Genomic DNA, 20,110 nt, shown 5'->3' with positions numbered 1-20,110 from the left:
ACATGATCACGCTCACGACGCCACCCGCCGTCAAGTCCGTCCTCGGCGGCAATACGACGGTCTCCTACAACAAGTTCATCCTGTCGCAGATCGTGCATGACCCGGTTGCTCAGACCATCAACGGCCTGGTGCAACTGACCTCGACGGCCGAGCCGACGATGAACCCGATCATCGGTCGGTTCAAGCTGTCTGGCACGATCCTCGAAATCGAGGTCGAACAGCTCGACTTCTACCGGCGCGTGACGCTCACGACGCAGCAGCGTGACGCCTATCGCGCGTGGATCACAACGCCGCAGAACGAGATCGAAGCCGGGTTCGTGGCGCTGGGCGTGATCGCGGGCGTACAGTCGGCCGGCGCGTAGCGGGGCCCGATGGCGGCTGCGTTCATTCAGTCAACGGTCGCCAGTGGCACTGGCGGGGCCACGCTGACGCTCAATGGCGTCGCGGCTGGGCGCAGCCTCGTCGTCAAGATCGCGCAGTTTTCCGCGGCTGTGCGCACCTACGCCGCGTCGAGCAACCTTGACGGGGCGTTGACCAGCGCGGTCGCGCACAACCCAGGCCGTGCGGGGGCGATTCTCTACCTGCACGGGTGTAGTGCAGGCAATCACACGGTCACCGTCTCGGCGAATACGGGGACGAACGCGTTCGAGGCCGTCGCAGAAGAGTGGGACGGCCTCGACCCTCTAGGGACGCCGACCGTCGACACTTTCAACACGGCGAGCAACAACGGGACACACTACAGCGCGCAGTCGGGCAACATCGACACCACGGGCGGCGCGGCGATCTCTGCGGTCGGCGTCCTCAATGTGTCGGGCAGCACGCTGACAGCCGGCGCGAGTCCGGCCTATACGCGCATCACTCCCGCCGCGAACGCCGAAAGCGTGATGTTTCAGTATCGGGTCGCGACGAGTGCGGTGACCGACGACCGCGGCGAATGGACAAGCTCGACGCCGCGGCAGGTCACGGGATGCATCGCGGCGTTTCCGGAAGCGACGGGCGCAGATACCACGCTCGCCGCTAGCGGGACGGCGGCCGCGACCACATCGGCGGCGCTGACGACCGCCCTCCGTGCTGCAGCGTCAGTCGACGGGTCGGCCGCGGTCACGGGGGCGCTCACCACCGCGATCCGCCCAGCCGCATCCGTCACGGCGTCTGCGACGACCGCCGCCGCCTTGACGACGGCCATCCGCGCGGCGGCAGCGGTTGCGGCCTCGGCCACCGTCGCCGCCGACCTGTCAGCCGGGGTCGGCCTCGGCGCGAGCATCACCGGCACGACGACCACCACGGCGGCCCTGTCTACCGCCATCCAGGCTGCCGCATCCGTCACGGCAACCGCGACCGTCTCGGCCGACCTGCTCGCTGGGAGCGGACTTGCCGCCACGCCGACGGCCACCGCGACGACGACCGCCGCGCTCACCACGGCCATCCGTGCGGCCGGCGCAGCCACCGTAACGGCGACCGTCTCCGCGGCCCTCTCGACCAGCATCACGTGTGCCGGCGCCGTCACGGGGACGGCCACCGTCGCGGGCGCGCTCGACACCAGCACGGGCCTCGCGGCCGCACTGGTCGGCTCGGCGATGGCCACGGGCACGCTCACTACGCAGATCGCGCTGGCGGCCATCGTGGCGACGCAGGCGACGGCCGTCGCGGCGCTCACGGCGCCGTCGTCGAACGTGCCTGACGTCATCGTCATGGGCGCGATCACCGCCTCAACGCTGGCCACCGTCGGCCCCATCACTGTCTCCGAGGCCATCAACGTCGGGACCATCACTCAGGTAGGCCAGTCATGAGCACCAGCACCCCGCAGCGCGTCCGCGAGGGCACGACGACCATCCTCCGCATCCCGCTGGCCGACAGCGCGGGCACGGGCATCGAAGCCGCGGGCCTGACGACGATCACCGCCACCATGACCAGCCTCGACACGGGGGCGACGATCTTCACGGGGCGAGACGTGCTGGCGTCCCTGGCCGCCGGCGTCCTCTCGCTCGAGTTGACCCCGGCCGACCTGACGATGGTCACGACGCGGGACGTGGAGTGGCGGGCCCTCGTGCTCAGCGCCACCTACGGCAGCGGGAAGGCCTGGAACTCGCCGGTGGTCGTGGTGGAGGTCACCAACCTGCCCGGCGTCTGATTGCGGGATGGATCGGCGGGATGGATCTGGCGGCCCAACTCGGCGATCTGTGGCGACAGCGGGGCCGTTGAGGGCCGAGCGCGACGGCACGGCGCTCGCAGGAACTGGCCTGAATTTGCGGATGTTTCGGGGAAAGTCGGTGGAGCGGGCTACGGGAATCGAACCCGTCTGACTGGCTTGGGAATGGGAGAATCAGGACGATTCTGGCCCATATCTCTCGGGGATGGACAGACTGGGCTGGATCTGCCCGACCGCCTTCGCTGCCGCTTCGACGCTCCGCGTGATGCGGCCACGCGCATAGCGGAGGGTGGTCTCGAGGTCGGCATGCTGCAGGAGTTCCTTGGTCGCCTGCAGGTCGCCCCCGGTGGCGTCCAGCACCAGGCCGGCGAATGAGTGCCGCAGATGGTACGGCGTGCAGGGCGGGACGAGCGGCCGGCCGGCCTTCTCCCGCGCCGCGTTCACCGTCGCGACCGCCCGCCCCCAGATGATGGCCAGCGTCTGCCCTCGCACGCCGCCCCAGGCGTCGGCCTCGATGAACTCCCGGAACGCCTCGACCGCCGCCGGTGTCAACGGCAGGACCACGCCGGGCACGCTCCGCCCCTTCTGTCGCGCCGGCAGGCGCACCGTGCCACGACGCAGGTCGATGCTGTCGCGGGTCAGCCGTCGCAGCGTGGCTGGCGGGTGTCCCGTGGTCGCGAACACCTTGAGGAGGGCGCGACCCTTGCCGGCCGGCATCGCCTGCAGGATGTCCGTGATGTCGGCGTAGGCGAGTTCGCGCGGGACGTCGGAGTGCTCGGACGCCCGCGGCAGGGTGTCACGGACGAGCGCCACCATGGACGGCGCGCAGAGCTTGAGGCAGCCCAGCAGCGCGGTGCGCCGGTGGTTCAGGGTGGAGGCGGCGAACGGCTTCGCGCGCCACGTATTCCAGACGCCGGCCAGGTCGCGCGCCGTCAGGGACGTGACCGGGACGTCTCCCAGCGCCGCCACCCAGGCGCGGAGGTCGTGCCCCCGCGTGTCGGCCGATGGCATGGCGCTGATGGTCTTCAGATAGGCCTTGGCGGCGTGCGCGAGTGTCTCGGGGACGGGCGCCGCTGTCGCGTCTCCCCGCGAGGCCTGGTGCAGCCGGTCCTGTCGGCCCTGCGCCCGGAGCTGCTCCCGTGCCGCGTCCTGCCACAGCTTCATCTCCCGCACCGGCGTCCCCTCCGGGAACCGCCGCGACGTCGTGAGCCGGCCCCCTGTCCGTCCCGCCCCTGAGCCGACCTCCACGAAGGCCCGCCACTGCTGGCGCGTCGCATCCCAGCGGATCCCCGGCCCGGGTGACTCCCGTTCCGCCATCCGCTACTCGTCCCGGCGTCGCGCGTCGATCACCAGCGCGTCGGCCAGCGCCTGCGTGATCGCCTCCTCGACATCGGCCGGCAGGTCAACAGCGGTCGGGCGAGGCCGTCGCGTGATCGTCAGCCCGCCTCCGGTATCGAGATCGGCGCGCGTCGGCGTCTGCACCTCGAAGGGCGCGGCGTGGGGCCCGGGTGTCGGCTGCGACGAGACGAGGCGCAGCGGGGACGGCGTGGAGCGTCGTGGCGTCCGTGGCATGGCCGTCACTGCTTCCCGGCCAGCGTCAACTTCGCCGTCCGTGTGTTCCCGGCTTGGTAGATGGCCACGATCTCCCACTGCCCGGTCGCGATGACCTCGCGCGGGAAGATGGCGCCCACGGCCTGCGCGGGCCATGTCGCTCCCATGGCATTGCCGAACGATTGCGGGACGGTCTCCAGCGAGACGGGCTGCACGGCTTGCGCGAGATCACGGGAGCGTACGGGGCGCAGGATGATGCGGACCGGGCTGTTTACACCAGGGGGAACGAAGGCGACGCCGCCTGTCGCGTACGGAAAGGCCCACACCACGATGTGTGAGCCAAGAATGTCGGCCGGTAGGTCTGCCGCGGTGACCGGGCGCAGCGCGCGCTCGGCCTCCTTGCGCGCCTCAACGACGCGCGCATAGGGCGTGGTCACGCGGAACGGCCCCATCTTGTAGGCACCGTCATGCTTGGTGTCGGCCAGCGCCGCGGCGACCTGCTGCGGGCTGAGCGCTTGGCCCTCGGACGTTGTCGCGAATGCAAGGACAATCAAGCACAGGGCAGATACACGCATCATGCGGACGTTCATGTTGCTCGCCTACGGAAAGTTCCAAGCGCTGCTGAACTGAATCACCTTGGCGGGTGACTTCCTGCGCGATTCGTTCAACTCGCCAAACCGCCCCGTTTCCTGACTAGGCCGCAACCTGCCCGATTGGTTCGTCATCAGGCCGGCCTCTGCTTGATCCGCTTGGGCGGGGGGCGCCGATCAACCCTGACCGTCCCTGCCCATTCGCCACCTGGCCGCGGCTTGCTGCGGGTACGGACACCCTCTATGAAGGCGTCGATTGGCACCCCGCAGGCCGTCGCAAGGCGTTGCAGCGTCGCCGACGACGGCGGATAGATCCGGTTCAGCAGATTCTCCATCTGCGTACGGTTGATCTGCGCTTCCTTGGCAAGCGCTTCAACCCCATACCCGCACTGTTCCCGAATCTGGTCGAGCCTGTCGCCAAACGGCACCACTGTGGGCGGATTCTCGCCTGCGCGAAATGTTGTTGACAAGCGTTCCGACGGTACGTACAGTACGTCAATCATGACGTACGTACATACGAACACCCTGCGCGTGCGGCGAGCCGAGCGAGCCGTGAACCAGTTCGACGTGGCGGCGGTGCTCGGCATCTCCCGCGACCGCTACTGGCGCATCGAGAAGGGCTACGCGCAGCCGACCGACGCGGAACGCGAGGCGCTGGTCCGCTACTTCGATGTGCCTCACGCCGTGCTGTTTCCTGAGCACGCGAAAGCCTCCTAACCCTTCGCGACCACCCGCTGGCGCTCGCGCTCGAGACGCGCGACCAAGCGGAGGTAGCGAGCCTGCGCACGACGGACGCGGGCGATGAGGGTGGCGAGGCGGACGACATCGGATGTCGGCATGCCCGGCAGCGTACGGCGGGGTGGGGCAGGGCGGCTACCTGACAACGGCTATCGAAAGTTACGGCGAAGGGTCTGACATGGACATGCGGGCAAGCGTGCGAGCGGTGGAACAAAAGCTGGCCTTGAAGGCACAGATCGACGGCGCGCGTCGGCCCCCGAAGGCCATCGCGGACATCGTCGGCGTCGCGCCGCAGACGTTGCACGGGTGGGCGGACGTCTCGATCGACTCGCACATCCCAGGCGCCCGGATCCCCGCGTTCCTGTCGGCGACGGAAGGTCGCGGGCAGTCCTCGCCGCTCCTGGCCTACTGGGCGGAGTTGGTGGGGCAGACGGTGGTGTCGCTGCCGCAGGCCGGATGCGAGCGCGCCGACGTGCAGCAGCTCGCGGAACTGGCGGGTGCCTTCGCGGCGCTGCTCACGCACCACGCCGTCGCCTCACGGGATGGCCGCTGGACGGAGAAGGAGGTCGCGGAGTTGCGATCCATCGCCACGGAACTCGCCGCCCGCGCCATGGCGCAGCTCGCGTATGCCGAGCGTCAGGTCAGTCCGGTCGTTGAACTCGCCTCGTCCCGGAGATCCGCATGAGCGCGGCACGCTTCGGCGCGGACGCCTCGCTGTCATCGGCTCTCACCGCACTGGCCCCCTCGTCGGAGGCCGCTGGTGCATCGCAGTCCCCCGCTGTCGCTGCTGCTGTGCCCCCGCATGCGCCCGTCCCGGCCGACGTTCCGGGCGGGCGTCCTTCCCGGCGGCGCGTGGTGCGACTGGAGGACCTGGGCGAGACGCTGACGCTGGAGCAGTTGCTGTCGGTGCTGGGGATGGGGCGGTCGACGGCGAAGCGGCGGATGCAGGCGGGCACCTTCCCGATCCCCGCGCTGCCACGCATCGGCCAGCAGCCCTATCGGTTCGCGGCGGTGCGGGTGCGGCGGTATCTCGAGCGCGCCGAGCATGGCGTGGTCTTCAGCGTGCGGAGGGCGTCATGAGCGAACGGTGGCGGAACTTCAACGCGAATCACACGGTGCGCGTCCAGCTCACCGATCACGGCCGAGAACTCAGGCGGCAGGCATGGACGGCGCTGATGGATGGGATCGCCGGCTGGTCGTATAGGCCGAAGAAGGAAGACGCCGACGGCTGGTCAGAGTGGCAACTCCACGAGTTGATGAGTGAGTTCGGCTCCGAGATGACGGTGGGCAATCCGCGCCTGCCGTTCGCCATGACCATCCAGTTCGACATGGAGGCGAAGTGAGCCGCGACCGCTACGCGCCTGCCCTCGCGCTGTACCACGAAACGTCGCGGCAGGCGTTCGCCTCGGTGCTCGCGGCGCTGCCCTCGGTGGACGCGCGGATCGTCTCGGTCATCGAACGGCGCGGTGGCGCCACCTGCGCGGAGATCGAAGAGGCCACGGACCTGAAGCATCAGACCGTGAGCGCGCAGGTCCGCCACATGGTCGAGGCCGGGCTGCTGGTCGACAGCGGCACCACGCGCAAGAACGCCAACGGCCGCGGCTGCATCGTGTGGACGCTCGCGCCGCGGTACAGCGGGCCGATGCCGGGGCAGCCTGGGTATCTCAGTTCGCTCCCAGTTGTCGGCTCGATTGCGAAGGGTCCGCTTACCGTTCTCGCCGAACGCGCGCAGGACACGGGGAGGCTCTTCTGATGCGCGGCCTGAGTCTGCGGTGCTGGATCGGCGGCTGCGTGTGGGCCGTGAAATTCCGCGCGAACCGCCACGGCTGGCCGGTGCCCGGCTACATCTGCACGCGGTGCCTGCGTTGGAAGCGGTCACCGTTCGGGTAGCCACGAGCAGCGGGGGACGTCGCCCACTGGAGCAGGCCTATCAAGGCGCACCAGGAACCAGACGTGACCACGGGGAGAGGCCCGGTCGTTAGCGCCACCCGAGGGCGCCGGCACGACCCTCACCGGAATTCCCTGGTGCGTCGGCGCCCTTGGGCGAAGGGTAGGACAGCAGCAGCAGCAACAGCAGGCAGCAACAAAACGGCCCGCCACGGTGTGTCACCACCGGGCGGGCCTGCAGGACCGGCCTCTAGGAGGGCCAGACCCATGCGACACCCACGACGATACCGGAATCCCCACCCCATGCACATCCCCCCGATGACGGGCCGCGTCGACCAGCGCACGGTCGATGCGTTCGCCGATGACGCCCTGGCGGCGGCACGCGGTACGTACGAACGGCTCCGCTCCGCCCGCGGCGCCGACGTCGAGGCGATGATGGCCAAGGCCTTCGTCGACTCCTTCCCGACGCACGCGACGGCCGAGCAGATCAGCCTGGCCCTCGTGCGCCGCTCGCAGGTCATCCGGGGCGACGTCGGCCTCGTCGAGCGCATCATCGGCGAACTCATCGCGGACGCGGCGAGTGGGGAGGTGGCCCGTGGCTGATTCCACCGCCCTCGCGCCGGCCACCCCGGTGACCACGCTCATCGTGACGCCGCAGCAGTACACGCAGAAGCTGCAGACGTGGCAGGCGAACTACCACGTCCTCGCGCCGTTCTCGCAGATTTCGACGCTGCCGCCCAACTTCGGGCTGATGTACACGGCCGTGACCATCAACCCCGACGCCAAGAGCCTCGACGGGGACGTGTACGACAACGCCGGCGGCAAGCTGCCCTGGCTGCAGAACAACGAGCGCGCCCTCGCCAAGCGCGGCCTGCGCAAGATCGCCGAGGCGCTCGGCATCTCCTACACGACCGAGCGCACCGACCCGCGCACGATCGCGAACTACTGGGAGATCAAGGCGGTCGCGACGTATCTCGGCCTCGACGGCGCGGTCATCCGCCGGGAGTCCACGCAGGACTGGGATCTTCGCGATGGCTCGCCGCGCACGAAGGGCTTCAGCGCCAACCAGCTCAGCGAGGCCCGGAAGAACGGCCTCCGCAACTGCGAGACGCGGGCCATCAACGCGGTCATTCGTGAGTGCGGGACAGGCCTGCCGCAGAAGTTCACCGCCGCCGACCTCGTGAAGCCGTTCATCGGTGTGCGCGTGGTCTACCAGCCTGACATGACCGACCCCGACACGCGGCGCATCCTCACCGAGCGCCACCTGGCCGGCACTTCCGCGCTGTACCCGGCCTCGCGCCAGCTCGCCGAGCCCGCCTTCGACGACATCGAGCACGACGACGCGCCCGCCCCGCAGCAGCGACAGCAGGCAGCACCGCCCATCGACGCGCCCGGCAGCAGTGAGCCCGACCCCTCGGAGGCGTACGGCCCCATCAAGGCCCTGCGCAGCGAGCCGAAGAAGCGCAAGAGCGGCGACGGCACGTTCCTCAAGTGGTTCGCGGTCGATGCCCACGGCGTCGAGCACAACACCATCCGCGCCGACATCGGGCGCGTGCTCCAGCAGCACTTCGAGGCGAAGACCCCGGTCCAGATCATCAGCGAGGACGACGGCTACAACGGCCTCTCCATCCTCGAAGTCGAACCGTACAGCGGCGGCGCCCAGGGCCTGCCGGGAATGGGGAGCCTGTAGCCATGGCGACGAACCTCCAGATCCCCGCCATCGGGGACATCCATCTGCAGCAGGACGGGCGGCGCGAGCAGCGGCTGGCCTCGTGGGACCGCATCATCACCGACGGCCTCGATCTGCCGCGCCTCGGCGCCTGGCTCTGCCTCGGTGATCTGTTCCACGCCAAGAGCACGGCGGCCGACCGCAACGACGCGGCCCGCCGGCTGCAGGCCATGGCCAACGCGGCCCCGGTCATCCTTCTCCGCGGCAACCACGATCACGAAGGCGAGCTAACCGTCTTCGCGAAGCTGAAGGCGACGCACGCGATCACGGTGGTCGAACACCCCGGCGTCGTCCGCATCGACAGCCGCTACGGCGCGGTGTCCGTGGCCTGCCTGCCGTACCCGTTCAAGGGGATGCTGGCCGCGATGGGCCTCTCGCCGGATGAGGCCCTCCGGGCGGGCGATGGCGCGCTGCTCGACATCTGCCGCGAGCTGGCGGCGGAATTGGCGGACGCGCGGGCCGACGGTGATGCGGTCCTCTTCGCGGCGCACGTCAACGTCACCGGGGCCATCGCGTCCTCGGGCCAGCCGAACATCGGCCGGGAGTTGTCGATCGCCGCCGAGCACCTGGCCCTCTTCGCCGACATGCCGAAGGTCGCCGGCCACATCCACAAATCGCAGGACATCCACGGCCTGACGTACGCCGGATCCATCGCGCGCCAGTCCTTTGGAGAGACCGAGGACAAGCGATATCTCGTGGTGGCGCTCGGCCCGGCGCAGGGGCAGCACGCGGTGTCGTCCCGCCCGCTGGACGTGCCGGCGATGCTCCACGTCGAGGGCACGCTCTCGCGCGAGGGCTTCGCGCACGACCTGCCGGCCGGCACGGACATCGAGGGCGCGGAGGTGCGGGTGCGCTACCGCTACGCCCAGTCTGAGCAGCGGTTCCTCGACCACGCCTCGGTGCGCGTGCCCTTCGCGGGGGCGGCGACGCTGCAGGTCGAGCCCATCGCGGTCCCTGACCGGGCGCTCCGTGCCCCTGCGGTGGCCCAGGCGGTGACGCTCGCCGACAAGCTCACCGCGTGGGCGCTGGCGACCGACACCGTGACCCCGGCCAGCGTGCTGGAGAAGCTGGCGCGGCTGCAGACGCAGGACGAGGCGACGCTGCGCGCCTCCGTCGAGGCGTGGCTGGCGCAGGCCGAAGGCCTCGCGGCGCAGGAGTCGGGGAAGCAGGTGGCGGCATGAACGACAAGCTGACGAAATCAGAGAAGGCCCGCGAGGCCTACATCGTGGCCCAGACCGTGCGCCTTCTCCAGTCCGCCCTGCCGGAGTTGACGAAGCGCAGCGAAGGTCGCTCGTGGAACATGTGGCGCGGCGCAGAGACACGGCTGGCTCGCGACTCCGGCAAGGTCGTTCACGCGCACGTCGAGGTCGAGCCTGTCCGTGGCGTCACCGTCACAGGAGGGTCGCTTCATATCGACTACCTGCGGGTGTCTGTTGACGCTGACTCGCTCCGTAAGCCGTACGGCGCCGAGCGCGCGACGCAGCGTTTCGCGCCGAAGGTAGGCGAGCGGGGCTGGGCCAAGGCCATGGATCGCGCCGTCGCCTTCGCTGTCAGGGCCTCCGCCAAGGTGGACCACGCGCTTGATCTGCGGCGGACGAAGGAGCAGGAACTCGACGACCACAAGGCGCGCGTCGAGAAGGCGTGGGCCACCACGGGCGCCGGCGGGCGTGCGTCGCTCGGCTACTTCATCGCGAGCCGCGAGCCGACGGAGGTGGAGGTACGGCTGAAGATGGCCGACTTCGACGCGCTTGTGGCGCGGTTGCAGGCGCCCAAGGCCGCCAAGAAGGGGCGTGCGGCATGAAGCTCGACAACCTCACGATCCGCGGCTTCCTCCGCTTCACCGACCCCGTCTCGATCGACCTGTCCAGCCTGCCGGCGGGACTGGTCGCCATCTGCGGCCCGAATGGCGCCGGCAAGACCACCGTGCTGGAGGGCGCCATCGCGGCGGTCTACCGGGAGTTCGCCAGCCGCGGCGACCTCACGCCCTACGCGACCGGCAAGGACTCGTCGATCGAGGCGACCTTCAGCGTGGCCGAGCGGGGCCGGTACCGGGCGCGCGTCAACGTCGATGGCGTGCGGCGCACCACCGACGCCGTCCTCGAACACACCGCGCCGGACGGCACCACGCGCCTGCTCAACGACGGAAAGGCGACAACTTTCGATGCCGCCGTGCGACAGCACTTCCCGTCGCGCGACCTGCTCCTGGCCTCCGCCTTCGCGGCGCAGAACCAGGCGGGCAACTTCATCGGCCTGAAGCCGGCGCAGCGGCGCGAGTTGTTCGGCGAACTGCTCGGCCTCGGCGCGATGACGGCGATGGGCGCAACGGCGAAGGCCCTCGCGGGCACGCTCGACCTCGGGCGGATGCGGATGGCCACGCGGCTGGCGAGCCTCACGGCGGAGACGACCCCCGAGGCCTACGCCCTACTCGACGCGGAACGGCTCACGCTCGATCGCGACCTCGCGCAGGCCAAGGCCACCCGCGGCGAGACGCAGACGGCTGTCGCGGACATCGAGGCACGGCTGGCGCTGATGGGCGACGCGGCGGCGGCGTTCGCGGCGGCCACGCAGCAGCGGGCCCGGCTCGCCAGCGAACTGCAGGCCCGGCAGGCCGAGCGGGCGCAGGTGGAGCAGGAGCGCGCCACGCTCGAACGCACCACGGCCGACACGCTGGCGCGGCTCGAGACGGCACAGGCCGCGGACCTCGCCGACATCGACACGAAGCTGGCTGGCAACGCGACCATCCAGGGCATGGCGGGCGCCATCCGCGCGGCGGTCGCGGAAGTCGCCAGTCTCGACCAGCGGATCGCCGACCTGCGCGACATGCTCGACGCCGCCACCCGCCAGCACTGGGCGACGGTGGAGCAGCTCACCGCGGCCGAGCGGGAACTTGCCGCCCTCGGGACGGTGGAGCAGCAGCAGCGGCGGGCAACGTCTGACGCGGCCCTGCTCGACACGGTCCCCTGCCACGGCGAGGGCGCCTACGCCGACTGCGCGTTCCTCGCCAACGCCCGCCAGGCGCAGGCGTCCCTCTCCGCGCTGGTGGCGCAGCTCGAGCCCAAGGCGGCGCTGGCCGACCGAGTCGCGACGCTGGTCCACGCCCGCGACAACGTCGCCACCGTCATGGCGTCGTACCAGGCCGACATCACCACGGCCGCGCAGGCCCGGGCGGTCGCGGCGAAGACCGCCGACTATGCGCCCAAGCTCGAGGCCTCCGAGGCCCGGGTGCAGGAGTTGCACGCCCTGCGGGCGCGCCTCATCGCGGACGCGGGAGCGCAGCGAGACGCCGCCACGGCACGTCTCGCCGATGGGCAGCGCGCCTTGGCCGAACGGCAGGCGCTGCTGGCCGACCGCATCGAGACGCTGACCACCGACCTCGCCGCCGCGGATGCGGACATCGCCGGGGTCAGCACGCGGCACCAGGCGCACTTCGCGCTCCAGGCGCAGCTCACGGCAGCGCGCACACAGTGGGATGCCGTCACCGCGACGATTGCCGCGACGGAGGCACGCCTCGACGCCCTCGCGCGGCAGCGGCAGGCCCTCGACGCGAAGCGGGCACAGGCGACCGACCTCCTCGGCCGGCTGGCGCAGGTGGAGCAGGAGTTGCTGGACTGGTCGCTGCTCGCGAAGGCGCTCGGCAAGGACGGCCTGCCCGAACTCGAGATCGACGCGGCCGGGCCGACTATCTCCGCGTATACCAACGAGCTGCTCGAGGTCTGCCACGGCCCGCGCTTCTCGCTGGAGCTCGTGACGCAGGTCGCCAAGGCGGACGGAAAGGGCAGCAAATCAGAATTCACCATCGCCGTCACAGACAACCAGGGCGGCGGATCCACGCGCGACATCGGCGACCTGTCAGGCGGGGAGCAGGTGGTGGTCTCAGAGGCCTTCCGCAACGCCATCGCGGTGTACGTCAACCAGCGGTCGCCCATGCCGGTGCGGACCTGCTGGCGCGACGAGACCACGGGGGCGCTCGACCCGGAGAACGCCCAGCGGTACGTCGCCATGCTCCGCAAGGTGCAGGAGATGGCCGGTTTCTCGCAAACGCTCTTCATCACCCACAACCCCGACGTGGCGAGCCAGGCCGACGCGCAGATTCGGCTCGACGCCGGACGCGCCACGGTGGCCCTGCCCCCCTACGCCTTGGAGGCCGCATGAGCCGCACCCAGCAGGACCAGATGAGCCAGAACGAGCGCCTTGTGCAGCATGTCCACGAGCTCGAGCGGTTGACGTCTCTCCGTGATGACGCCAGCGAGGCTCTCCGTGATGGCTTCGAGCGGGCGAAGACGCAGGGCTTCGATGTGCCCACACTGAAGGTCGTCCTGAAGCTACGCACCCTGACGCCATCACAGCGACGCGAGCGACGTGCCCTCGAGGCGATCTACATGGCGGCGCTTGCAATGCTAGACGGGGAGCCGTTGCCGGAAGAGGCGAGGCGGCGCCTCGACAAGCCGGCAGACGAGGACGAGTCGACGCAGCAGGACGACTCGCCGTCAGACGAGCCGCAGCGCATGCCGTCTGCCGCTCCGCGCGCAGCTCAGCAGCCGCTGGCCTTGAAAGATCCGGACGAGGCACGGGCCGAAGGCGGCGCGGCCGCGGAGGCTGGCAAGCGCATCTACGACAACCCCTACGGCGCGGGTGACCCCTGCCGGGCGGCCTGGGACGAGGGCTGGTGCGCGCAGCGCAAGTCGCACGGCATGGACCTGCCGGAGGCGTATCAGCGCCGGACCACGAAGCCCGCGGAGAAACCGTCCGAGCCGGCGACGGAGCCGCCCCATGGCGATGCTGAGGGCGACGACCTCAAGAAGGGCGCGGCCTGATGTCGACCGATCGTGACGCGGTTGCCCGCGCTTTGCGAGACGTGGCGAAGTTCGCCGAAGTCCTGCAGCCCAAGGATGTCGACGAGCCCATCCTTGCGCCAGCGGTGGCGCATGCGGTCCATGAGTGGCTGGTCGAGATCAACAACGCCACCGAGTTGGCCGCGGTCGGCATCGAGCCACGCCGGCTGGCGCTGCTGTACGGCCCTCCAGGCACTGGAAAGACCACGCTTGCGCATCACCTCGCGGCCAGGCTGGGCCTGCCGCTTGTCGCGGTCCAGTCTGAGCGCCTGGTGGCCAAGTACCTCGGAGAGACCGGGCAGAACCTGGGCGCCCTCTTCGATCTCCTGCGCGTACTCGAGCAGCACTGCGTCCTCTTGCTCGACGAGTTCGACGCCATCGGCCAGAAGCGGATGGAGGGGGACTCGTCGGCCGCACAGGAACGAAATCAGGCGTTGACCGTGCTGCTACGCCGCATCGAGGGATTCCGAGGCATCGGAATGGCGGCGACGAACGCGAAGTCGGCGCTGGACAGCGCCATGTGGCGACGGTTCGGCCTGCAGATCTCCGTGGCCCTTCCCGGGGATGTCGAGCGGTTTGCGATTCTCCGCAAGTACGCGGCGCCGTTCGACCTCCACGACGAGGCGGTCGACATGCTGGTTACGGTGACCTGTGGCTGCAGCCCCAGCCTGCTGCGCCAGTTGATGGAGGGGATGAAGCGCTCACTGGTCCTCGCGCATCGGCTCCACGTCGACATCAGCAGCCCGGTGGACGTCTTTGGACGGATCGTGGCGTCCATCGCGCCGCCGCCAGAGATGGAGCAGCCGCCGCTGTGGGCGGACACGCGGGCGCTGGGGACGTTGACCGGGATGGATTGGCCGCCGGCCAGGATGGACGGTGCCGCATGACCGCCCAACTCCACCTCCCCCTCACGCCCCGCTACGTGTGGCCCGACGGCATCGTGTGCGCGTTCGGCGTGCCGATGGCGCAGCACCATCACGGGGACACCTGCCCCGCCTGTGACAAGGCCGTCGCCGACGCCCGTGCGGCCATGCGCCTCGCGGTGTCGCGCGGTGAGGTCGACGCGGCGTTCTACACGCCTGCCGAGCGCAAGGCGCAGCGACGGAGGGCGGCGTAGCCATGGCGACCACCAAACGACTGCGAGACAGGCGTCCCGAGACGCAGTGGCAGGCCCGTGACATCGAGGATGCCATCTTCAAACGATTCGCAGCGCCGGAGTACGCGACCTTCGTGCAGGTCGGCAACGGCACAGGCGCACGGACCTATCGCCATGCCGACGCCGTGGCCATGAGTCTGTGGCCCTCGCGCGGGCTCGACCTGTACGGTTTCGAGATCAAGGTCTCCCGCTCCGACTGGCGCCGCGAACTCGTTCAGCCAGAGAAAGCCGACGAGATCGCGCGCTACTGCGACTTCTGGTTCATCGCGGCCCCGGAGGGCGTGGTGCCGGTTGACGAACTTCCAACGCCGTGGGGGCTCTACGAGTTCGATGGCAAGGCCCTGCGGGTCGCCAAGCCCGCGGTGCGTCTGGAGGCACCGAAGGAGATGACGCGGGCGTTCCTGGCCGCCATCCTGCGTCGCGCCGCGGAGGCGAACGTGCCACAGAAGTGGCTGGATGAGGCCCGCGCCGAGGCGGTCGCGGATGCGAAGCGCATCGCGGAGTCGGAGACCAGCTACCTGCGTAAGGACTACAAGCAACTACAGGAGAAGGTCGCAGAGTTCGAGGCGGCCTCTGGTATCTGCCTGGGGCGCTCATGGGAGAGCGGCACCAAGATCGGAACAGCAGTCAGGGCCGTCCTCGATGTTGATGCCCGAAACGTCCAGTCCATCGTGAACCTCTATCGCCGTGGGCTTGAATGCGCCGAGGCGCTCTTGGCCGCGACGCAGGTGACGACCGGGGTGTCGGTCAATGAGGAGGTTGCATGAGCGCCATCATCCGAGCCGCCGACCTCTTCTGCGGCGCAGGCGGCTCCAGCACGGGCTTGCGTCGCGTCGCCGATGCCTTGGGCGCTCGTCTCGACCTCACCGCGGTCAACCACTGGCCGACGGCCGTCGAGACGCACGCCGCCAACCACCCAGAGGCGCGGCACATCTGCGAGCCGATCGATGGCATCGCCCCGCGGCAGGTCACTGGGGGTGACCTCGACCTGCTGTGGGCCTCGCCGTCTTGCGTGAACCACATTTCGGCGAAGGGCGACAAGGCGATCGACGATGAGGACCGCGCGACCGCGTGGGCCGTCCTGCGCTGGGCCGAAGCCACCCGCGCCAAGTGGGTCATCGTCGAGAACGTCGAGAAGGGCATGGGCCTGAAGAAGGGGCAGAAGGTCCGCCGCCTCGCCGTGCTCCGCATCGTGAGCGTCCGCGAGGAGCCGCTGGCTGACATCACGCCGGAGGACGTCATCGCGGAGGGCTTCCCGGAGATGACGCCCCGCGAGTTCACGGAGATGTTCATGCGGACGCACCCGCCGTGCTCGCGCTGGCAGTTCGTCAACCGCATCGCGTTTGAGTACGTGGACGGCGCGGCCGATGCCGCCTCGCTGCCGCTGGGGGTGTCGTAGCCATGCCGTTCGTTCGCCTCGATGACGAGATCGCCGACAACGTGAAGATTCTCCGCGCCGGCCCCGCCGCGGCTTGGATGTGGGCCATGGCGGTCTGCTACAGCAACCGCAAGCTGACCGATGGCTTCGTGCCGGCTGAACAGATCGACCGTCTCACGAGCCTGCGTGGGCGGAAGGCGCGGGAACTGGCCGACAAATGCGTCACCGCGGGCCTCTTCGACGAGACCGAGGGCGGCTATCAGGTCCACGACTACCACGACTGGAACCCCACGCGCGAGAAGGTCGAGGCCGACAAACTGGCCGCGGCCCAGCGCAAGGCCGACCAGCGTGCCCGCGAGGACGCCGCCCGCGCGGCGCGTGACGCCGCCAACCTGGGCAAGTTGGTCACGCAACTGTCACAGCGTGACACTGGCGTGACTCCGCCACTGTCCCCGCGTGACCTCGCGGGCGCGGGCGCAACTCCTACTCCGACTCCTACTGAGACTCCTACTGAGACTCCTACTCCGACTGAGACTCTGACTGACGAGACGACACCCGTCGGGGGCGGGCGACGGCCGGTGCCGGTGGCACGTCTCGTCTCGTCGTCGGCCACGGCTGGAGGTATGGGTTCAACCCACCTGGCCGGGCAGGAACTCGTCGAGGTCTGGAACCGCATCCGCCGCGCATCCGTGGTCTTCCACGAGCTGCAGCCGGAGTCCAAGCGCCTGCTCCGTGTGGCGCTGGAGGCCAAGGGTCTCGATTCGTGGGAGGCCATCTTCCGCCGCATCGAGGGCAGCGACTACCTCGCGGGTCGTCTGCAGCATCCGGCCATCGGCCTGTTCCGCGCCATTGAACTGGCCGACCGCATCGCCGAAGGGCAGTACGACAACCGCGAGGCCGCACCCGCGGCCATCACCCCGAAGAAGCCTGGCCGCTGGGCCATCGACATCGACGCGGAGGTGGCTCGCCAGCGCGAAGCCGCCGCCGCCCGCGGGAGGGTCTCATGACCGAAGCCGATCGTGGCGTCTTCATGGCGGCGTGGCTGCGGGTCTGCTCGATGCAGGGCCGCGACTACGACGCCGACCAGGCCGCCGCCCTGTTCGAGAGCAAGCTGCGCCTGTACCCCGCCGCCGAAGTGGTGGCCGCGCTCGAGGAAGCCGCGGCCCGCTCGGGCCGGTTCCTGCCACCCCTCGGCGTCATCACCGACGTGCTCAAGGAACGCCGGGGCGACGGCTACGGGCAGTCATCCGCCGCGCACGCCCCGGCCATCGAGCGCGACCCGCAGACGGGGCAGGTCATCGCCCACTGGCGCTGCGCGTTCTGCTGTGACACGGGCTGGCGCGCGGTGCTCACCGAGACCGGGCAACTCCTGACGGAGGCGGAACTGCAGGCCTGGGAGCGCCTGGAGAAGCCGACCGCTCCCCGTGAGGACGGACGCCCGCACGTCGTGCGCCGTCGGTGCGCCTGCAAGGCGACTGGCCAGCAGCGAGGTGCCGCATGAGCGCGCGTCTCTGTGGCTGCGGCTGCGGCGTCGCCCTCACGCCTCGCCAGCGGTCCTATGCCAGCCGCGGCTGCACGCAGCGGGCCCTGTGGGCCAACCCCACGCAGCAGGCCAAGCGGGTGGCGGCTCTGCGCAAGGCGAAGACCCGCGAGGGCGTCTCGCACTGGTGGGAGGAGGCACGCCAGCAGCGCGCGTGGCGTCTCCTCGAGCGGACCGAAGTGCTGGACGGTCTCGACCGTGAGGCCCTGGCGGCGCTCCGCGTCACCCTCGCCATCCTGCTCCGCGACACGTACCAGCGCGGCTACCGCGGGGGCCGGGACTCCATCACCCGCCGCTGGCGAGACCGGAGGGCCGCGTGATCGTCCACTGCGAGTTCTGCGACGCGCCCATCGACCGCACGGGCATCCCCGGCACGTACCCCCGCGCCTGCGCCGACCCGGAGTGCCGCAAGGCCCTCCACCGGGCGCAGGTGGCCGACTACCACCGCCGCCAGCGGGGCGACGCCTACCGCGCGGACCTCAGTGAGCGGTATCGCCTGCGCAACGCGGCGCAGCGCGGGGACGCCAGCACGGAAGACCCCGCCGACGTCGAGCGGATGCTGGCGCAGGTCCGCGCCCGTCGTCTGGCACGGCGCTACGTGGGCACCGGGAGGGCGGCATGAACGCCTACGCGCCCCCCTACGACGTCACCACGCTGGGGCTGCTCGCGACGGCGGCCCTGGCGCGCTACTACGGCACGACCCACCGCCGACAGCTCGCGCTGCCACTGGAACCACCCGCGCCAACGGCCACAGGACCGCACCGCAGCCCCGCCACGCCACGAACGGCGCCCGCGACGGCCACGGAGTCGGCCTCGCGCCCCTGCTGGGCCTGTGGAGCCCCCGCAACGCTCGTGACCTGCGGCGCGAAAGCCTGCCGACTGGCCCGGCGTCGCTTCACCAACGGGCCCAGTCATCGGCGACAGAATGTGCGACGACGCGACGAACGGCACGCCTCGCCCACCACGCGACGTCCGGTGAAGGAATCCCCGGAAGCGATCGAGCGGCGGTACCAGGCGGCGCGAGCGTGGCGACGGTACCAGGAACGACTCCGCGGCCTCGCCGCACTGCAGGGAGGCACCGCATGACGGGAAACACCAGCAACCCCATGCCAGAAGCACGACCCTATGCCTCGGCGACGTCTGACACCCACCCCACCCCGCCCGCCCTGACGGCGGCGCAGATGGCGGAACTAAGAACCAAACTGCGCCATCGGCACAGCATGTTGGCATCCCACTTCGACGGTTGCGACTGCAACGGTTGCCGCCTTCTTGACGCCCTCACCACCGCCCAGGCCCGCATCGAGGCGCTGGAGGGGGAGCGAGATTCCAACCGGGCGCAGGCGATTCACCTGACGGCAAAGCTCTCGGAAGAACGCCGGTTCAAGCGTGAATTCGAGGAGGCGTGCCGCGCCGAAGTGGCTGCCGTCGATGCGGCCATGGTGTCACTCCGCGACGAACTGGCGGCCAAGACGGAGTTCGTGATGCAGGCCGAAGCCGCCCTCACCGCCGCCCGCACGCGGGCCGAGGCGCTGGAGACGGACCTGCACGCTGTCGCCTCACACAACCGTGAATTGCTGATGCATCTCGCCGAGGCGCAAGCCGACCTGAACGATGTCGCCAGCAGGCTCGCGGTCGAAGATGCGCGGACGACCTTGCAGGCGAAGACGATTCGGGCGCTGGAGGCAGTCATTCGGGAGTATCTGGCGGCGCTGGACGTGGCGTGCAACCACGTGATGCGCACGGACGACGACTTCGCATCCTACGAGCCGATTGACGCGCGGCTGGAAGCGGCCGAAGAGGCCATGAAGGCCGCAATCACCCCACCGCCCGCGACCACGGGAGAGGAGCCCCCGCGATGACCCCCGACCAGCAGGCACGCGAACGGCTGGCGCGACACGCCTACACGCTGGCCCAGTTGCGGCACGCCTACAAGCAGGCGTTCGACTTCAACATCGGCGACCAGCGCAATTTCGCTAAGTTCCTGCTCGCCCCTGCCATCGAGACGATGGAGCAGCAGCAGGCCGACCTCGCCCGGCTGCGGGCGTTGGAGGAGCTGTTGCGGGACGTCCGCGAGTACGTGGCCGATGCGGTTGAAGCCGCCAAGCACGAGTACCACATGAACCAGCCGTATCCGGTACGCGGGGAGCTGCAGGACGAGCGGGCCGTGCTGTCCCGCATCGACGCCGCCCTCCACGCCCAGGACACGGAGGTGGGGCGGTGACGTGGCAGCCGATTGAGACGGCTCCGAAGGATGGGACGCCCGTGCTGGTGTACTTCCCGGAGATTGGGGTGTGGGAAGTGCGCTGGTCAACGGACGTATTCGATGACGGCTTCTGGTGTGTCAGTGACAACAAATTCGAGGACAGGCCATTGCGCGGGTGGATCGAGAATCCCACCCACTGGATGCCCCTGCCCGCCCCACCGGCGGTGCCCCGATGACCCGCGCCGAACCTCTCTGCCGATGTGGGCACTACCGCGACAGCCACGGCTCACGCACTGAGCAGCGCGGCGGCCAGAAGGTGTACGTGCAGAAGTGCGAGCACTGCGCCTGCGAGAACTT

31 protein-coding genes are annotated in these 20,110 nt (G+C 69.9%); 26 read left to right on the top strand and 5 right to left on the bottom strand.

Translation table 11 applies throughout. The features are described from left to right. The first annotated feature begins 2 nt into the window (after window positions 1-2). The 3 genes from Q0C41_RS06410 to Q0C41_RS06400 are packed head-to-tail and all read left to right on the top strand — an operon-like array spanning window position 3 to window position 2,131. Window positions 3-362, top strand: coding sequence for a hypothetical protein (locus Q0C41_RS06410; RefSeq protein ID WP_291982012.1), 360 nt, complete (start codon window positions 3-5; stop codon window positions 360-362). A 9-nt stretch (window positions 363-371) separates the two neighbouring features. Beyond that, window positions 372-1,790: a hypothetical protein gene (locus tag Q0C41_RS06405; RefSeq protein WP_291982011.1), complete on the top strand. Its 1,419-nt coding sequence runs from the start codon at window positions 372-374 to the stop codon at window positions 1,788-1,790. After that, entirely contained in the window at window positions 1,787-2,131 is a 345-nt protein-coding gene (locus Q0C41_RS06400; protein WP_291982009.1) for a hypothetical protein, read from the top strand. The genes Q0C41_RS06405 and Q0C41_RS06400 overlap by 4 nt, the downstream gene beginning before the upstream one ends. A gap of 192 nt (window positions 2,132-2,323) precedes the next feature. Here the strand turns inward: Q0C41_RS06400 and Q0C41_RS06395 are convergent, their stop codons facing one another. The 4 genes from Q0C41_RS06395 to Q0C41_RS06380 all read right to left on the bottom strand — a co-directional run bounded on the left by Q0C41_RS06395 (window position 2,324) and on the right by Q0C41_RS06380 (window position 4,793). Continuing rightward, complete coding sequence (locus Q0C41_RS06395; protein ID WP_291982008.1) at window positions 2,324-3,466, bottom strand: tyrosine-type recombinase/integrase; 1,143 nt, start codon at window positions 3,464-3,466, stop codon at window positions 2,324-2,326. A 3-nt stretch (window positions 3,467-3,469) separates the two neighbouring features. Beyond that, the gene (locus Q0C41_RS06390; protein ID WP_291982006.1) at window positions 3,470-3,721 is read right to left on the bottom strand and encodes a hypothetical protein; all 252 of its coding nucleotides are present in this window, start codon (window positions 3,719-3,721) and stop codon (window positions 3,470-3,472) included. A gap of 5 nt (window positions 3,722-3,726) precedes the next feature. Next, entirely contained in the window at window positions 3,727-4,290 is a 564-nt protein-coding gene (locus tag Q0C41_RS06385; protein ID WP_291982004.1) for a hypothetical protein, read from the bottom strand. Window positions 4,291-4,424: 134 nt separating this feature from the next. After that, window positions 4,425-4,793 (bottom strand): helix-turn-helix transcriptional regulator, encoded by a 369-nt coding sequence (locus Q0C41_RS06380; RefSeq protein WP_291982002.1) that lies wholly within the window; start codon window positions 4,791-4,793, stop codon window positions 4,425-4,427. On the opposite strand from Q0C41_RS06380, the gene Q0C41_RS06375 reads away from it, so the two are divergent. Then, entirely contained in the window at window positions 4,792-5,007 is a 216-nt protein-coding gene (locus tag Q0C41_RS06375) for a helix-turn-helix transcriptional regulator (protein ID WP_291981999.1), read from the top strand. The genes Q0C41_RS06380 and Q0C41_RS06375 overlap by 2 nt on opposite strands. Here Q0C41_RS06375 and Q0C41_RS06370 read toward each other — a convergent pair. Next, window positions 5,004-5,129, bottom strand: a complete 126-nt coding sequence (locus Q0C41_RS06370) for a hypothetical protein (protein WP_291981997.1) — start codon at window positions 5,127-5,129, stop codon at window positions 5,004-5,006. The genes Q0C41_RS06375 and Q0C41_RS06370 overlap by 4 nt on opposite strands. Before the next feature lie 77 nt (window positions 5,130-5,206). Between Q0C41_RS06370 and Q0C41_RS06365 the strand changes: the two genes are divergently transcribed. From Q0C41_RS06365 to Q0C41_RS31365, 22 genes are all read left to right on the top strand, one after another. Beyond that, window positions 5,207-5,713 carry a hypothetical protein gene (locus tag Q0C41_RS06365; protein ID WP_291981995.1) on the top strand — a complete coding sequence of 169 codons (507 nt, stop codon included), beginning with the start codon at window positions 5,207-5,209 and terminating at the stop codon, window positions 5,711-5,713. After that, on the top strand, window positions 5,710-6,108 hold the full coding sequence (locus Q0C41_RS06360) for a hypothetical protein (RefSeq protein WP_291981993.1): 399 nt from the start codon (window positions 5,710-5,712) through the stop codon (window positions 6,106-6,108). Before Q0C41_RS06365 ends, Q0C41_RS06360 begins: the two co-directional genes overlap by 4 nt. Beyond that, window positions 6,105-6,371, top strand: coding sequence for a hypothetical protein (locus Q0C41_RS06355; RefSeq protein WP_291981991.1), 267 nt, complete (start codon window positions 6,105-6,107; stop codon window positions 6,369-6,371). Before Q0C41_RS06360 ends, Q0C41_RS06355 begins: the two co-directional genes overlap by 4 nt. Beyond that, window positions 6,368-6,781 carry a helix-turn-helix domain-containing protein gene (locus Q0C41_RS06350; protein WP_291981989.1) on the top strand — a complete coding sequence of 138 codons (414 nt, stop codon included), beginning with the start codon at window positions 6,368-6,370 and terminating at the stop codon, window positions 6,779-6,781. Before Q0C41_RS06355 ends, Q0C41_RS06350 begins: the two co-directional genes overlap by 4 nt. A 437-nt stretch (window positions 6,782-7,218) precedes the next feature. Next, a complete protein-coding gene (locus tag Q0C41_RS06345) occupies window positions 7,219-7,518 on the top strand; it encodes a hypothetical protein (RefSeq protein ID WP_291981988.1) in 300 nt (99 codons plus the stop codon). Then, window positions 7,511-8,605, top strand: coding sequence for a hypothetical protein (locus tag Q0C41_RS06340; RefSeq protein WP_291981986.1), 1,095 nt, complete (start codon window positions 7,511-7,513; stop codon window positions 8,603-8,605). Before Q0C41_RS06345 ends, Q0C41_RS06340 begins: the two co-directional genes overlap by 8 nt. A 2-nt stretch (window positions 8,606-8,607) precedes the next feature. Further along, window positions 8,608-9,825 (top strand): metallophosphoesterase, encoded by a 1,218-nt coding sequence (locus tag Q0C41_RS06335; protein ID WP_291981984.1) that lies wholly within the window; start codon window positions 8,608-8,610, stop codon window positions 9,823-9,825. Continuing rightward, entirely contained in the window at window positions 9,822-10,445 is a 624-nt protein-coding gene (locus tag Q0C41_RS06330) for a hypothetical protein (RefSeq protein ID WP_291981982.1), read from the top strand. The genes Q0C41_RS06335 and Q0C41_RS06330 overlap by 4 nt, the downstream gene beginning before the upstream one ends. Continuing rightward, entirely contained in the window at window positions 10,442-12,796 is a 2,355-nt protein-coding gene (locus Q0C41_RS06325; protein ID WP_291981980.1) for an SMC family ATPase, read from the top strand. The genes Q0C41_RS06330 and Q0C41_RS06325 overlap by 4 nt, the downstream gene beginning before the upstream one ends. Continuing rightward, the gene (locus Q0C41_RS06320; protein ID WP_291981978.1) at window positions 12,793-13,458 is read left to right on the top strand and encodes a GapR family DNA-binding domain-containing protein; all 666 of its coding nucleotides are present in this window, start codon (window positions 12,793-12,795) and stop codon (window positions 13,456-13,458) included. The genes Q0C41_RS06325 and Q0C41_RS06320 overlap by 4 nt, the downstream gene beginning before the upstream one ends. After that, on the top strand, window positions 13,458-14,363 hold the full coding sequence (locus Q0C41_RS06315; RefSeq protein ID WP_291981976.1) for an ATP-binding protein: 906 nt from the start codon (window positions 13,458-13,460) through the stop codon (window positions 14,361-14,363). Before Q0C41_RS06320 ends, Q0C41_RS06315 begins: the two co-directional genes overlap by 1 nt. Then, window positions 14,360-14,593: a hypothetical protein gene (locus Q0C41_RS06310; protein ID WP_291981974.1), complete on the top strand. Its 234-nt coding sequence runs from the start codon at window positions 14,360-14,362 to the stop codon at window positions 14,591-14,593. The genes Q0C41_RS06315 and Q0C41_RS06310 overlap by 4 nt, the downstream gene beginning before the upstream one ends. Window positions 14,594-14,706: 113 nt before the next feature. Next, window positions 14,707-15,399 (top strand): hypothetical protein, encoded by a 693-nt coding sequence (locus Q0C41_RS06305; RefSeq protein WP_291981973.1) that lies wholly within the window; start codon window positions 14,707-14,709, stop codon window positions 15,397-15,399. Beyond that, entirely contained in the window at window positions 15,396-16,031 is a 636-nt protein-coding gene (locus Q0C41_RS06300; RefSeq protein WP_291981971.1) for a DNA cytosine methyltransferase, read from the top strand. Before Q0C41_RS06305 ends, Q0C41_RS06300 begins: the two co-directional genes overlap by 4 nt. A gap of 2 nt (window positions 16,032-16,033) precedes the next feature. Continuing rightward, window positions 16,034-17,017, top strand: coding sequence for a hypothetical protein (locus tag Q0C41_RS06295; protein WP_291981969.1), 984 nt, complete (start codon window positions 16,034-16,036; stop codon window positions 17,015-17,017). After that, the gene (locus Q0C41_RS06290; RefSeq protein WP_291981967.1) at window positions 17,014-17,511 is read left to right on the top strand and encodes a hypothetical protein; all 498 of its coding nucleotides are present in this window, start codon (window positions 17,014-17,016) and stop codon (window positions 17,509-17,511) included. Before Q0C41_RS06295 ends, Q0C41_RS06290 begins: the two co-directional genes overlap by 4 nt. Beyond that, window positions 17,508-17,870: a hypothetical protein gene (locus tag Q0C41_RS06285; protein ID WP_291981965.1), complete on the top strand. Its 363-nt coding sequence runs from the start codon at window positions 17,508-17,510 to the stop codon at window positions 17,868-17,870. Before Q0C41_RS06290 ends, Q0C41_RS06285 begins: the two co-directional genes overlap by 4 nt. Beyond that, window positions 17,867-18,172 (top strand): hypothetical protein, encoded by a 306-nt coding sequence (locus Q0C41_RS06280; RefSeq protein ID WP_291981963.1) that lies wholly within the window; start codon window positions 17,867-17,869, stop codon window positions 18,170-18,172. Before Q0C41_RS06285 ends, Q0C41_RS06280 begins: the two co-directional genes overlap by 4 nt. After that, complete coding sequence (locus Q0C41_RS06275; RefSeq protein WP_291981961.1) at window positions 18,169-18,636, top strand: hypothetical protein; 468 nt, start codon at window positions 18,169-18,171, stop codon at window positions 18,634-18,636. The genes Q0C41_RS06280 and Q0C41_RS06275 overlap by 4 nt, the downstream gene beginning before the upstream one ends. Next, on the top strand, window positions 18,633-19,409 hold the full coding sequence (locus Q0C41_RS06270) for a hypothetical protein (RefSeq protein WP_291981958.1): 777 nt from the start codon (window positions 18,633-18,635) through the stop codon (window positions 19,407-19,409). The genes Q0C41_RS06275 and Q0C41_RS06270 overlap by 4 nt, the downstream gene beginning before the upstream one ends. Further along, the gene (locus Q0C41_RS06265; RefSeq protein ID WP_291981956.1) at window positions 19,406-19,771 is read left to right on the top strand and encodes a hypothetical protein; all 366 of its coding nucleotides are present in this window, start codon (window positions 19,406-19,408) and stop codon (window positions 19,769-19,771) included. Before Q0C41_RS06270 ends, Q0C41_RS06265 begins: the two co-directional genes overlap by 4 nt. Further along, window positions 19,768-19,989 carry a DUF551 domain-containing protein gene (locus Q0C41_RS31365; RefSeq protein WP_367079153.1) on the top strand — a complete coding sequence of 74 codons (222 nt, stop codon included), beginning with the start codon at window positions 19,768-19,770 and terminating at the stop codon, window positions 19,987-19,989. The genes Q0C41_RS06265 and Q0C41_RS31365 overlap by 4 nt, the downstream gene beginning before the upstream one ends. Window positions 19,990-20,110 lie beyond the last annotated feature (121 nt).

This window comes from Luteitalea sp. (genome assembly GCF_022842525.1).
Classification (GTDB): domain Bacteria; phylum Acidobacteriota; class Vicinamibacteria; order Vicinamibacterales; family Vicinamibacteraceae; genus Luteitalea.
This window is presented reverse-complemented; position numbering and strand designations above follow the sequence as displayed.